The organism is Vibrio sp. 99K-1 (assembly GCF_013114585.1).
Lineage (GTDB): Bacteria > Pseudomonadota > Gammaproteobacteria > Enterobacterales > Vibrionaceae > Vibrio > Vibrio chagasii_B.
In genome coordinates this window covers 1-12,438 of the sequence record NZ_VTXF01000020.1, presented here as the reverse complement: position 1 = coordinate 12,438, position 12,438 = coordinate 1, and the positions used below count along the sequence as shown (strand labels likewise).

Genomic DNA, 12,438 nt, shown 5'->3' with positions numbered 1-12,438 from the left:
ATCATAAGGCTAAGGTTTGCATACTCTAGAACAATTAAAATCAGGGCAACTTAAAGGTATTAAGCGCTTAAAGCTATCAGAAGGTCTCACTGAGTTTCCATTAGAAATCTTGGATCTAGCCGATTCACTAGAGATTCTCGATCTTTCGGGGAATCAGCTATCAGACTTACCTGAAGAGTTATCACAGCTTACTCACCTGCGTATCATCTTTGCGTCGAATAACCTGTTCACGCACCTTCCTGATGTTCTTGGGTCACTTCCTAAGCTTGAAATGATCGGTTTCAAGACCAACCAAATCAAAACCGTGAGCGAAGCGTCTCTACCACCTCAATTGCGCTGGTTGATCCTAACCGACAACGCCATCGAAGTTCTACCGAACTCACTGGGTGAAAGACCACGACTGCAAAAGCTGGCACTCGCAGGCAACCAGCTTCGCGCTTTACCTGAGAGTATGGAAAACCTGTCCAACCTCGAACTGGTCCGCTTGTCTGCAAACCAACTAACGGAATTCCCAGAGTTCCTTATCAAGCTACCAAAACTGGCTTGGCTAGCGTTTGCGGGCAACCCGTTTTGCAAACACCCTAGCAGCTTAGATAGCGTATCTGCGGTTAGCTCTCAAAGCTACTCGCTAAATCAAGTTCTTGGTCAAGGCGCGTCTGGCGTGATCTATCATGCAAGCTGGCTAAACAGCGACTTTGATTTCCCACAGGAAGTGGCGGTTAAAGTGTTTAAGGGTGAAGTCACCAGTGACGGCTACCCACATGATGAACTGGAAGCGTGCCTTCAAGCTGGCCACCATAACAACTTGGTAAAATCTATCGCCCAAGTAGAGGAACAAGATTACCTAGCTTTGGTGATGGAACTCATTCCAAGCAGCTACTATAACCTAGGGCTACCACCGACACTCGAAACTTGCACACGTGATACTTTCCCAGAAGGTTTTCAACTTCCAATCTCGCAAATCGACAACATCGTGACCCAGATGATCGATGTATTTAATCACCTGCATGACAACAAGGTTTGTCACGGTGATTTGTACGCGCACAACACCCTAGTCAATGAGCAAGGCCAAATGATCTTTGGTGATTTTGGAGCAGCGACCATCTACGGTTACCTAACTGAAGAGCAGCAACAAGGCATTCGACGCATCGAGGCTCGCGCTCTCAAGTACTTTATTGATGACCTACTAACGGTTTGTGCCAAGCAAGATGTTGGAAGTGAACTGCACTCACACTTAACAAACTTTGAAGCATAGACGCAGCAGATAAACCGAGTTGATAGAATGCTAACGCTCGGTTAGCTTCACAAGAAACAACAAAGCCAACATCACTGTTGGCTTTTTGTTTTTTGGAAAGTCGCTCGCTGAATCAAGCTCGGCGAAAAGAGTTAACGCTCAGCTTGCACCAACTTCAGATACGAATGAAGCTCACCGTTCTTAAATTCCACCGCAGAGTGGATATTAAGGTCTGCTCGAGCTACAACCGCAAATTCATATCGGTTATCGCCCTTAGTAATCTCAACGTGCAGTAAGCCGTCTTCTAACTGCCACCGCCCTACCGTCTTAAAGCGGTCAAACAAACGGTACTCAGATAGAGTGCCATCCGCTTTAAAATGCACTTCAGTAATGTAGCCAGCCGGACAGCTTTTTACCCAAACACGACTTTCAATATCACGGATAACAAAATCGCGCTTAGTTTCGCGCCAAGCAAAAAAGCCTTCGCTGTCATACAGAGATATATCGAGATCGGCACGAGGAATTAAAGGCTGCTCCATTTGTTCACGACAATAAAGCTGAAGCAAGATTTGCTGTTTAGTGTCGCTCGATAACTCAGTCATTAATCCTTCCTATCTATCCAAGAAAAGCACTACAGGTTCGTTGTTAGCGATTAAACCAGCTCGTAAGAAACAACGTAAAGCTGAGAGATACCTGGGTAGATATCTTGAATCACATCTTTCAACACTTGCAGCGTCATGTTCTCTTGTTGTGCATGGAACTCGCCCAGCTCATCAAACAGAATCGGTTCTACGCTGATGATCTTAAGATTACAGAATACGCGCCCTTCTTCTAACGTTGATACTTCAACAACGCTACCCGGTTGGTAATCACGCTCTGATTCATCGCGAATGGTGATGGTCTTTTTGCCAGAAAGGATGTCAGCTTCAAAACGTTCGAAGAACGTCATAGTGGTTGGTGCGGTCATTTATTCAGTCGCTTAGCATTATAAGGTTAGGTAGATGTTTATATACCAGAATGCCTGTTCAAGCGAATAAAAATTAGATGCGGAAGTTTACTCGTCATTCCCAAGACTGACGGAGGAAGGAGTTGGGAATCTCTAGAGGATAAATTACAGGCAATAAAAAAGGAGAACCGAAGTTCTCCTTTTCTTAAACCTTAAAGCTAACTCTAAATTATAGAGATGCTTTCGCTTTTTCAACTAGAACAGCGAATGCTGCTTTGTCGAATACTGCGATGTCAGCAAGAATCTTACGATCGATCTCGATAGATGCTTTCTTAAGACCGTTGATGAAACGGCTGTAAGATAGACCATTTTGACGAGATGCCGCGTTGATACGTGCAATCCAAAGTTGACGGAATTGACGTTTCTTGTTACGACGGTCACGGTAAGCGTATTGACCAGCTTTGGTAACTGCTTGGAAAGCTACGCGGTAAACACGTGAACGTGCACCGTAGTAACCTTTAGCTTGTTTTAGAACTTTCTTATGACGTGCACGAGCTTGTACACCACGTTTTACGCGAGGCATTATGCTTCTCCTAAACTAAACGAATTTATAAACTAAAAAGAATTAAGCGTATGGCATCATACGTAGAACTTGAGCAACTTCACACTTAGGAAGGATCGAGTTCGGACGTAGCTGACGCTTGTTCTTAGTAGTACGCTTAGTCAGGATGTGACGTTTACCAGCGTGCTTAAACTTAATACCACCAGCAGTTTTCTGGAAACGCTTAGCAGCACCTTTGTTGGTTTTCATCTTAGGCATGATGAATAACTCCGCATTGTTGAGTTGTTAATAACATAGTAATTAGGGCGAATAAAACCCCGCAACCAGAGGCTGCAGGGTTCAATTACTTGCAAAGCCGTTAATTACTTCTTTTTAGGGGCCAATACCATGATCATCTGGCGACCTTCAATTCTCGTTGGGAAAGATTCGACTACTGCAAATTCTTCAGTATCCGCTTTCAAACGATTAAGAACGTCAACACCGATGTCTTGGTGAGCCATTTCGCGGCCACGGAAGCGAATTGTTACCTTCACTTTGTTGCCGTCTTCAAGGAAACCAGTCAGGTTGCGTAGTTTTACCTGATAGTCTCCAATATCAGTTCCAGGGCGGAATTTAACTTCCTTAATCTGAACCTGCTTTTGCTTTTTCTTCTGCTCTTTCGCAGCTTTGCTCTTCTCGAAGAGGAACTTACCGTAGTCCATCACACGACAAACTGGCGGCTCGGCGTTAGGGCTGATCTCTACTAGATCCATACCAGCTTCATTTGCAGCTTCCATCGCTTCTGCGATTGATACTACACCAACAGCTTCGCCGTCTGCGCCAGTTAGACGCACTTCACGAACGCCACGAATGTCACCGTTTAAACGGTGCTGGTTTTGTTTGGCCGGTTGCTGGCCACGTCTTCCGCCTTTAATAGCTATTCCTCCAGATTGAGCTTACGGCTTGAAACCTCAGCTTGGATGTATGAAATAAAGTCATCCACTTTAAACTTGCCAAGGTCTTTACCTTTACGTGTACGTACTGCAATTTCGCCGGCTTCCATTTCTTGGTCACCACACACAAGCATGAACGGTACACGTTTCAAAGTATGTTCGCGGATTTTAAAGCCAATCTTCTCATTTCTCAAGTCTGCTTTGACTCTAAATCCACTTTTTTGCAGTTTTTTCGTAATTTCTTGTACATATTCAGACTGTTTGTCTGTAATGCCCATTACAACTGCTTGTTCTGGCGCCAACCACGTTGGGAAGAAGCCAGCGTATTCTTCAATAAGAATACCGATGAAACGCTCTAGTGAACCTAAAATCGCGCGGTGGATCATAACTGGCGTGTGACGCTCGTTATCTTCACCTACGTAAGTTGCACCTAAACGCTCTGGTAATGCAAAATCGAGCTGCACTGTACCACATTGCCATGCACGGTCCAAACAATCATGCAAAGTAAATTCAATCTTAGGTCCGTAGAATGCACCCTCGCCTTCTTGAATCTCGTATGCAATCTCCATTGACTCTAGTGCAAGCTTAAGGTCAGCCTCAGCACGGTCCCACATTTCGTCAGAACCTACACGTTGCTCTGGACGAGTAGACAGCTTAACAACGATGTTTTCGAAACCGAAAGTTGTGTAAGTGTCGTAAACCATTTCAATACAAGCTTTAACTTCTTGTTGAACTTGGTCTTCAGTACAGAATACGTGAGCGTCATCTTGAGTAAAGCCACGAACACGCATGATGCCGTGAAGTGCGCCAGACGGCTCGTTACGGTGACATGAGCCGAACTCAGCCATACGTAGCGGTAGATCACGGTATGATTTAAGACCTTGGTTGAAGATCTGTACGTGACCCGGGCAGTTCATTGGCTTGATAGCGTATTCACGGTTCTCTGAAGACGTTGTGAACATCGCTTCTGCGTATTTGTCCCAGTGACCAGAACGTTCCCAAAGTACACGGTCCATCATTAGTGGGCCTTTTACTTCTTGGTAATCGTACTCAGTAAGTTTTTGACGTACGAACACTTCTAGTTCACGGAAAATAGTCCAACCGTTGTGGTGCCAGAACACCATGCCTGGTGCTTCTTGCTGCATGTGGAATAGATCCAATGCTTTACCAATCTTACGGTGGTCACGCTTAGCCGCTTCTTCTAGACGAACTAGGTGAGCTTTAAGCGCTTTTTTATCATGGAATGCAGTACCGTAGATACGTTGAAGCATCTTGTTGTCACTGTTACCACGCCAGTAAGCACCCGCTACGTTTAGTAGTGTGAAGTGCTGACAGAAACCCATATGTGGTACGTGTGGACCACGACACATATCGATGTATTCTTCATGGTGGTATAGGCCTGGACGGTCGTCTTTAGAAACGTTCTCGTCTAGGATTTCCATCTTGTATGTTTCGCCGCGAGCTTCGAAAGCATCACGCGCTTCCTGCCAGCTAACTTTCTTCTTAACAACCTGGTACTTGGTCTTCGCTAGCTCTTTCATGCGCTTTTCGATCTTTTCTAGATCTTCTTGCGTTAGAGAGTGCTCAAGGTCGATATCGTAGTAGAAACCGTTATCGATGGTAGGACCGATCGCCATTTTCGCTTCTGGAAAAAGCTGCTTAACCGCGTGGCCTAAAAGGTGAGCACAAGAGTGACGAACGATCTCAAGACCATCAACTTCATCTTTAGCAGTGATGATTTCTAGACTTGCATCGTTTTCGATAAGATCACAAGCATCAACACGCTCGCCGTCTACACGACCAGCAATGGTTGCTTTCGCAAGACCAGGACCGATTGATAGGGCAACATCTAGAGTTGATACAGGGTTGTCAAATTGACGCTGACTACCGTCAGGAAGAGTAATAATTGGCATTATTTGTCCTTTACAGTGGTGTTGCACACCAAGCAACACATGAAAATTATTTAATATATTCAATTCAAAAAGTTAGAAAACTTAATGGGGATATATGTAAGAATTGGTACAAATTTAGGCACAAATACAGATGCGCCTTTATAAGTACCGGGGCATTGTAGCGAATTAACATGAAATAACAATGCTGCACTTAAAGCAAAGCATGAGAACTATGTCTTTATTTCTTTCTAGGCTAAATCATGTTTCAGCAAGTATTGTACTCTATTGGGAAGAAGTTTCTTCTACAGCAGGGTCGGTTTTGGAATTGGCCCTCTCGCGATAGTTAATGAAGTTCATATACTTAGGCATAGTCGATCGCAACAAGACACCACCATTTTTCTTCTCTCCCGCGACACCGAACATAATAAAGTGAGAGCCCTTAAATCGTTCTAAGGAATTCAGCTTATAAACTCTCATAACGTCTTCTTTTAGCTCTTTTGGCAAGATTAGAGATGGATCTTTAGGCCCCCCATAATTGAGAAATAGGGTCCCATCTTTATTCTCTTTATAGTTATTAATCTCTCCCCAAAAAATCTGCTGAGTTCTAAAGTCATCTTCTTTGATTTTTGAGACTTCAACTAAGTTGTCCCTAAGCATACCATTGAGAAGCTCACGCCCTGAGTCGGCGGTAATCTTAATAGTTTTACCTTCACCATATTCTGGGTTTTTAACCAAATAACTTAATATCTGACGTAAAGATTTACTATCCGGAAAATCACTATTCTTACCTCCTGCTTTTACGGCTTGTGGAGACGGGGTCCAATTATGTTCCTCATCTTGATGCTTGTCCGCTGGCGTTGATACTTCAATAGAGTCATGTTTAGTTTTATCAAGGTTTACATGTATATCGGTATTACTTTTTTCCAGATCATCGTCGTGAGCTTCATTTTCCATATCTTCAGCAACTAACATCGATGTTGCCTTCTCACACCCTTTTAGATGATGTGCATTAAAGCAGGCAGCGCGAGTTACCTCTCGAACTGTATAAGATTTGGTGTGCCAAGCTTTCTTTTTGCACTCTAAGCATCTAATCAAGCCTTGATACTTATCGATATCTTTCTCGAAAGTTTCGGTATCAACTACTGAACCATCAGATTCAAATTCCACATATCTCATACACAGCCCCTAAAAATCATCTACATGCATATATAACCAAAACGAAATGAATACATCTAGTTTCATACATTTATATAATTTTAAAAAACTGTGTCGATCACAATTTGAGCTAATCCTTAAACTCACTCTTTAAACTCAATCTCTTGATTTAATGCCTTCCTAGCCTCATAATTAGACTTCACTGGCAAAATCCAGTGGCGGGATTGGTCCCCCGTTTAGAGTTAAATCTCATTGTACAGGCGCATAGACGCCAGCTTATTGCTGGTTTTTTTATGCGTGCGATTCAGCACACCCAAATAATGGTGGGCTGATCGGGGCAGCTTCGGCTGGCCGTTCCCTGTGCAGCGGTAGGACCAACCTCGGTCAGTTCACCACCCAAAGATTGGTCCCTTTGTGTGGTGGTTAATACCTGCTATACACAGGAGGCAATCATGCCTAACCAAATCAATGTACCTTTCCACGGTTCAAACCTAATCGTTATCAACCACGATAGCGAGGCCCACATACCAATGAAGCCAATTGTTGAAGGTATGGGTTTAGATTGGAGTTACCAATCCCGCAAACTTGGTAGTAATAAAGAGAGATGGAGTGTTGCTGTTATAGCAACAGTTGCTCAAGATTCTAAAAACCGCGATTTACTCTGCATCCCGCTTCGAAAACTCTTCGGCTGGCTCCAAACACTCCAACCTAATCGAGTCCGCAAAGAAATCCGCGACAAAGTGATCCAATACCAAAATGAATGTGATGATGTTCTTTGGCGATACTGGAACCAAGAAACCAACCAACTCCCCACCCCAAGTACAATCCCTGTTACCACCAAATTTTTAATGACATTAGAAAATGGCCGCGTGATCGGTAATGTCCCGATGGGTGATGATGTGATGGTATTCGAGCGTTCAAGGCTTCCAGAATTGCTACGTGAGCCTGGTTACTTTTCTATTGAGGATTACGCGAAAATTGCTGAGACGGCGAATTCTAGGTTGGCAATGTTGTTAGCGGCGAAGGGAAAAAATTGTTGAATTGAATAGATAAAGGCGCCAATTGGTGCCTTAGTCGTTTGTATGACTCTTCTGCTTTCAACAAATCAACAAAAAAGCTAGCTACTCTATTGAGTGCTTCTCAACCACGGGCTTTATTGGATGCTTATCAAGTTTGGCGCTTGACTCTGGCTTAACATCAACAGTCACCGTTTTTTGCTTTGTCTACATCCACAGTTATTAGATTATGTAAAAGTAGAGTATCTGGTGTAATCAAAAAATGAATGACTGCTGGGGATTTTTCGACGTAGCAAGAGTACTCCATACCCACGAATCAAAACTTCTACGAGATATCGATAGTAAATCAGCAGCAGAACAAAATGATTTATGCAAAAACTCATAGTCCTTCTGCACAATCCCTGCTTCTTGCGCAAAAGTTCGAATATGGCGGTCAACCGCTACAGAATCTATTCCAACTAGACACTTCATGTAATCGACAGTTTTAGGTCCAACTCCATCTAATTCCAGAAGCTCAATTCCAAAACTATCTATTTCTAATTTTTCTCGTAGATCTGCCGAAGTATTTACATTATTTGAGTACATGAAACGAACGATACTCTCGAACCGATTGATTTTTGTTGTATGTGACCAGTTAAGAAAATCTGCCGTTTGTTGATTATCAATCATTTCAATAAGAGTATATGACGTTCTTTTTTCTGAATGCGAGTTAAGAATAGATTCAACTCTGGGCTTTACAACAGATGCATAATTTAGCCCAGCCTGAAGGATAGAATCAGCCAATATAGCTCCCATATGATCATATACAGGACGGTGCTCACGCTCCTCTTGAGAAACACCTAACTCAATGGCGTAATCTGCTAACTGTCTAGCAGATTTCAATATATCAACCGCATATTCAATTGTTTTTAAATTAGTTTTCATATCTCAATAAATTCAGAAAGCGCGTTTAGACGCTCGACACAATTTGGGCAAGCGCCACAAGGAAATGAACTTGAAGCCTGGCATGAGAATGTCCTCCCAATGGGAACATCCAGTTTAAGAGCTGCACTAACTACATCAGCTTTACTTGCGAACCTAAAAGGTGAATGGAATCTAACAGGTCCAATTGATTCTGTCAGTCCATCTAATTTATTCATAAAAGCAGAAGTACAATCGATCTCTTTTGCATGATTACTGTTTATAAAGCCAGTAAATACATTGAAAATGTCCAATGTTTGAGCTCGTGCAGCTGCGGCGGCGAAAAATAACATAGTTCTATATGGTATGTATAGGTCTTCATCTATAACATTTTCATTCCATAAATCAGCTTCTTTTATAAGCCTTGATTGAGAGCCTTCAAATATTTGACTTATATCAACTCTTTCTGGTTTCACTACAAGCTCCAGAGGGATTACCTCGTTAAGCCTTGCCCACTCTGTTTCCACACAATGCTGACCATAGTCAAAAAATAGGGGGTACACTTCTATACCTTTAGCTATGAGCTGATACACAACCGTCGTGGAATCTAAACCACCAGATGTTAGTACTATTGCTTTTTCCATTTTATTCATTTTCCATGCCCGAAAGAATATCAAATATAGAATTAAGGCTTGAATCAAGGTCCGTTGAGTATGAGTTACTACCCATGATTACCATATTATTATCATTTTCCGCCTTCGGATCATAAGTAACAACGGGTTTTTGAGTCGCTTGAGCTATACCAATTTCAATCAATGTTCCAGGATCACGATTTAAAGGAATAGCGAACACTACATCGCATTCTTCAATAAGTTTTACATCCTGAAAATATGTCTGTTTTCTCTCAAGCTCTGAAGACTCTTCATTTAGTTCACCGTTCTCAACAATTGGTCTACGGAGCGTGAAATTATGATATTCCATACTCGCTATAGCATAGTCTAGATCCTTTCTATCTATATATGAGAAATCCGGTGCCGCAAGGTATATGTTGTATTTAGGTCTTTCATGCCAAGGTAAACATACTCCGCCTAGTCCTTTCGAAACATTTAATGGTAGAGATAGATTTCTTTGCACATCACGTTTGAAATCGTCTGGGAAAGTTGTTTGAGAGTAACTAGTGGCGGCAATAGATGCTATCCATGCTGCATTCTCCCAACCTAAATCTTTATGCGCTATAGCTGCAGCAGAGTAGACATCTCCAACCCCTACAGAATTTTGAGTTCTCCCTAACTTTGCGGGTATTCTTTTTGAGGTATCAGAAGTCAAATCAAATACTCGACTTCCTCCTCGATTTTCTTTCAGTATGAAACATTCAACGGACAAAGAAGAAGCTAAGTCTATAAGTGGTGTAATATCTTGTTTAGCATTAGATTCAAATAATTCGGAGGATGTAGATGTAAGCAAAAGGGAAATTCTTCCACGATAGAAATCTAGTTCTGAAAAAGATTCTATTCCATAAGCTATATCAAAACTAAATTTTGCCTTACTAGAGAATTGCTCAAATAACTCTTCGAGATTAAAACTCCCTGGAAAAATCAACACATCTTCAAAACTATCAAGTTGTTGAGGGACGAACTTAAGTTTAATCTTCTTATTATCCCTCAATAAGTCCTCATAACCTTGATGTGCTAACTCTTTTACATCAGAGATAGAGATAACATTAGGTGACCCAGTAATATCCCCGAGAATAATGACTTCTTCACATCCATGTGCAATTAGGTAACTTTGTGCTTCTTTTTGCAAGTATTCTGGGCAAATTATGGCCGCGCTATAACGTTTATCACTAGCCCAGAGACCTCGACATGCATGAACAACTCCTCCGAGTCTTATTTTGCATTTCTCGTTAAAGGTTGAAAGTGTGTAATCAACAAAAACCTCTCCAACAACTAGAACCATGAGTTCATCCTCTAGATTTAAATGTGTCGAACATCAAGTTGAATCAATGGCAATGGGGTTGTTGTAACACTAGTAACTATCCCTACATATGAATGCCCATCATTCATGCACGCTGCTAGATAATTAAACTGTGTAGGAAGAGCTCCACACTCTAAAGCACTCTGACTATGAACTGCTACAATTCGTGGTTGACCTAGTTGAATCAATACAGTGGTACCAATAGTTGGTAGTGAACTATGCGTACTGTAGTAGCTCGCTTGTCCCACATCTTCGAGAATACATGAAAAGGATAGTTCGCATTTGTCCGTCCCACTTTCACCACCCGTTTGACCTGTAGCATTTCTCACACCCGTATAATCCGTAAAACGTCCAGAGCCTGTACTTCCCATATAAAAATCCTTTCACTAACAATATCAACGCGTAGCGTCGTAGAAGCACTGACTATAACGTAACAAACAAATACCCTCTCTGATGCATATCTCATATTCTCCAACACGCATAACTAGAACAAAAGGTAATTACCTAGCAATTTTCGTCAAACTTTCCTTAACTTGTGCCTTGTCGTTTTGATTGGTTTCTGGATAGGCATGCTTGCATACTTTGGAATAAACAACTAGGAGCTGACAGCCCTACAGTTGTTTTTTGCTATATACCCCCTTATACTGAAAACTCACTGGCAAAATCCAGTGACAGGTTTGGTCACCTGAAATTTACACAGGCGTATAGACGCCAGCTTGTTGCTGGTTTTTTTATGCGTGCGGTTTAGCACACCCAAATTATGGTGGGCTGGATGGAGTCGCTTCGGCGAGCCGTTTTCTGTGTAGACGGTATGACCAAACTCTGTTCAGCTCATCACCCAATGTTTGGTCATGTTGTGTGATGAGAAATCAACTCAAATTACACAAGATGGAGGCGCCTATGCCTAACCAAATCAAAGTCCCTTTCTACGGAGCAAATTTATTCGTTGTTGAACACAACGGTGAACCTTACACTCCAATGAAATCTATCGTGGAAGGTATGGGGATGTCATGGCAGGGACAACACGAAAAGATTAAATCTAATCCAGAACGTTGGAGGATCAAGGTAATCCTGATACCTACTTCTAGCGGTCAGCAAGAAATGATATGCCTCCCTCTTAGAAAGCTATGCGGATGGCTCCAAACACTCCAACCTAATCGAATCCGCAAAGAAATCCGCGACAAAGTAATCCAATACCAAAACGAATGTGATGATGTTCTTTGGCAATACTGGAACAAAGAAACCAACCAGTTCCCTGCCCCAACTCCAGCCCGTGTTACCACCAAACTTTTAATGACGTTAGAAAACGGCCGCATAATCGGCACTGTTCCAGTTGGTAATGATGTGATGGTGTTTGAGCATTCAAGAATTCCAGAACTGTTGCGTGAGCCTGGTTACTTTTCTATTGAGGATTACTTGGAGATCGCCAAGGTAGCGAATGAGAAAGTGTCTGAATTGGTTAAGTGGAAGTTGGGTTGATAAATCAAGGTGGCGGGAATCCCCACCACCGGTAACCTCGTGGCTATAATGTAAACTTCATGAAGTTTATTTGTCATCATCTTTATCTGAAGAATATGAGTGGGGCTCTATTTTAGCCACAGCATCCTCTAGAGCTGATGAATATGGACGGTGCCCCATTTTCGCCACAGCATCCTCTAGAGCTGATGAATATGGATAGTGCCCCATTTTCGCCACAGCATCCTCTAGAGCTGATGAATATGGATGGTGCCCCATTTTCGCCACAGCATCCTCTAGAGCTGATGAATATGGATGGTGCCCCATTTTCGCCACAGCATCCTCTAGAGCTGATGAATATGGTTGGTGCCC

General features: G+C 42.4%; 14 protein-coding genes. 3 read left to right on the top strand and 11 right to left on the bottom strand.

Annotation, left to right across the window (positions count from 1 at the left end):
• Positions 1 to 16 precede the first annotated feature (16 nt).
• A complete protein-coding gene (locus F0228_RS16520; RefSeq protein WP_171762485.1) occupies positions 17 to 1,255 on the top strand; it encodes a leucine-rich repeat-containing protein kinase family protein in 1,239 nt (412 codons plus the stop codon).
• 131 nt (positions 1,256 to 1,386) lie between these two features.
• On the opposite strand, the gene F0228_RS16515 is transcribed toward F0228_RS16520, so the two are convergent.
• The 7 genes from F0228_RS16515 to F0228_RS16485 all read right to left on the bottom strand — a co-directional run bounded on the left by F0228_RS16515 (position 1,387) and on the right by F0228_RS16485 (position 6,742).
• Positions 1,387 to 1,836, bottom strand: coding sequence for a hypothetical protein (locus F0228_RS16515; RefSeq protein WP_171762484.1), 450 nt, complete (start codon positions 1,834 to 1,836; stop codon positions 1,387 to 1,389).
• Positions 1,837 to 1,886: 50 nt separating this feature from the next.
• Positions 1,887 to 2,201 (bottom strand): N(4)-acetylcytidine aminohydrolase, encoded by a 315-nt coding sequence (yqfB, locus tag F0228_RS16510; protein ID WP_008224694.1) that lies wholly within the window; start codon positions 2,199 to 2,201, stop codon positions 1,887 to 1,889.
• A gap of 208 nt (positions 2,202 to 2,409) precedes the next feature.
• On the bottom strand, positions 2,410 to 2,763 hold the full coding sequence (rplT, locus tag F0228_RS16505; RefSeq protein WP_004733517.1) for a 50S ribosomal protein L20: 354 nt from the start codon (positions 2,761 to 2,763) through the stop codon (positions 2,410 to 2,412).
• Positions 2,764 to 2,805: 42 nt separating this feature from the next.
• The gene (gene rpmI, locus F0228_RS16500; RefSeq protein ID WP_004738430.1) at positions 2,806 to 3,000 is read right to left on the bottom strand and encodes a 50S ribosomal protein L35; all 195 of its coding nucleotides are present in this window, start codon (positions 2,998 to 3,000) and stop codon (positions 2,806 to 2,808) included.
• Positions 3,001 to 3,104: 104 nt separating this feature from the next.
• Complete coding sequence (infC, locus tag F0228_RS16495) at positions 3,105 to 3,656, bottom strand: translation initiation factor IF-3 (protein ID WP_080566530.1); 552 nt, start codon at positions 3,654 to 3,656, stop codon at positions 3,105 to 3,107.
• A gap of 2 nt (positions 3,657 to 3,658) precedes the next feature.
• Positions 3,659 to 5,587 carry a threonine--tRNA ligase gene (thrS, locus tag F0228_RS16490; protein ID WP_032549211.1) on the bottom strand — a complete coding sequence of 643 codons (1,929 nt, stop codon included), beginning with the start codon at positions 5,585 to 5,587 and terminating at the stop codon, positions 3,659 to 3,661.
• A gap of 261 nt (positions 5,588 to 5,848) precedes the next feature.
• Positions 5,849 to 6,742, bottom strand: a complete 894-nt coding sequence (locus F0228_RS16485; protein ID WP_171762483.1) for a hypothetical protein — start codon at positions 6,740 to 6,742, stop codon at positions 5,849 to 5,851.
• 431 nt (positions 6,743 to 7,173) lie between these two features.
• On the opposite strand from F0228_RS16485, the gene F0228_RS25725 reads away from it, so the two are divergent.
• The gene (locus F0228_RS25725; RefSeq protein ID WP_216619357.1) at positions 7,174 to 7,761 is read left to right on the top strand and encodes a phage antirepressor N-terminal domain-containing protein; all 588 of its coding nucleotides are present in this window, start codon (positions 7,174 to 7,176) and stop codon (positions 7,759 to 7,761) included.
• Positions 7,762 to 7,992: 231 nt separating this feature from the next.
• Here the strand turns inward: F0228_RS25725 and F0228_RS16470 are convergent, their stop codons facing one another.
• From F0228_RS16470 to F0228_RS16460, 3 genes are read right to left on the bottom strand one after another with little or no spacing between them, the layout of a single operon-like run.
• On the bottom strand, positions 7,993 to 8,661 hold the full coding sequence (locus F0228_RS16470) for a hypothetical protein (RefSeq protein WP_171762482.1): 669 nt from the start codon (positions 8,659 to 8,661) through the stop codon (positions 7,993 to 7,995).
• A complete protein-coding gene (locus F0228_RS16465) occupies positions 8,658 to 9,281 on the bottom strand; it encodes a 7-cyano-7-deazaguanine synthase (protein WP_171762481.1) in 624 nt (207 codons plus the stop codon). Before F0228_RS16465 ends, F0228_RS16470 begins: the two co-directional genes overlap by 4 nt.
• Before the next feature lies 1 nt (position 9,282).
• Positions 9,283 to 10,593 carry a nucleoside 2-deoxyribosyltransferase gene (locus F0228_RS16460; protein WP_171762480.1) on the bottom strand — a complete coding sequence of 437 codons (1,311 nt, stop codon included), beginning with the start codon at positions 10,591 to 10,593 and terminating at the stop codon, positions 9,283 to 9,285.
• Between the two features lie 918 nt (positions 10,594 to 11,511).
• Between F0228_RS16460 and F0228_RS25720 the strand changes: the two genes are divergently transcribed.
• Positions 11,512 to 12,090, top strand: coding sequence for a phage antirepressor N-terminal domain-containing protein (locus tag F0228_RS25720; protein ID WP_216619355.1), 579 nt, complete (start codon positions 11,512 to 11,514; stop codon positions 12,088 to 12,090).
• A 66-nt stretch (positions 12,091 to 12,156) separates the two neighbouring features.
• Here F0228_RS25720 and F0228_RS16445 read toward each other — a convergent pair.
• Positions 12,157 to 12,438, bottom strand: a 282-nt coding sequence (locus F0228_RS16445) for a hypothetical protein (RefSeq protein ID WP_171762479.1), incomplete at its 5' end; no start/stop codon positions are given.

Excerpts from the sequence above, each read along its gene's own strand:
- F0228_RS16515 (WP_171762484.1), bottom strand. The coding sequence starts at position 1,836 with ATGACTGAGTTATCGAGCGACACTAAACAGCAAATCTTGCTTCAGCTT.
- yqfB (WP_008224694.1), bottom strand. The coding sequence starts at position 2,201 with ATGACCGCACCAACCACTATGACGTTCTTCGAACGTTTTGAAGCTGAC.
- rplT (WP_004733517.1), bottom strand. The coding sequence starts at position 2,763 with ATGCCTCGCGTAAAACGTGGTGTACAAGCTCGTGCACGTCATAAGAAA.
- rpmI (WP_004738430.1), bottom strand. The coding sequence starts at position 3,000 with ATGCCTAAGATGAAAACCAACAAAGGTGCTGCTAAGCGTTTCCAGAAA.
- thrS (WP_032549211.1), bottom strand. The coding sequence starts at position 5,587 with ATGCCAATTATTACTCTTCCTGACGGTAGTCAGCGTCAATTTGACAAC.
- F0228_RS16485 (WP_171762483.1), bottom strand. The coding sequence starts at position 6,742 with ATGAGATATGTGGAATTTGAATCTGATGGTTCAGTAGTTGATACCGAA.
- F0228_RS25725 (WP_216619357.1), top strand. The coding sequence starts at position 7,174 with ATGCCTAACCAAATCAATGTACCTTTCCACGGTTCAAACCTAATCGTT.
- F0228_RS16470 (WP_171762482.1), bottom strand. The coding sequence starts at position 8,661 with ATGAAAACTAATTTAAAAACAATTGAATATGCGGTTGATATATTGAAA.
- F0228_RS16465 (WP_171762481.1), bottom strand. The coding sequence starts at position 9,281 with ATGGAAAAAGCAATAGTACTAACATCTGGTGGTTTAGATTCCACGACG.
- F0228_RS16460 (WP_171762480.1), bottom strand. The coding sequence starts at position 10,593 with ATGGTTCTAGTTGTTGGAGAGGTTTTTGTTGATTACACACTTTCAACC.
- F0228_RS25720 (WP_216619355.1), top strand. The coding sequence starts at position 11,512 with ATGCCTAACCAAATCAAAGTCCCTTTCTACGGAGCAAATTTATTCGTT.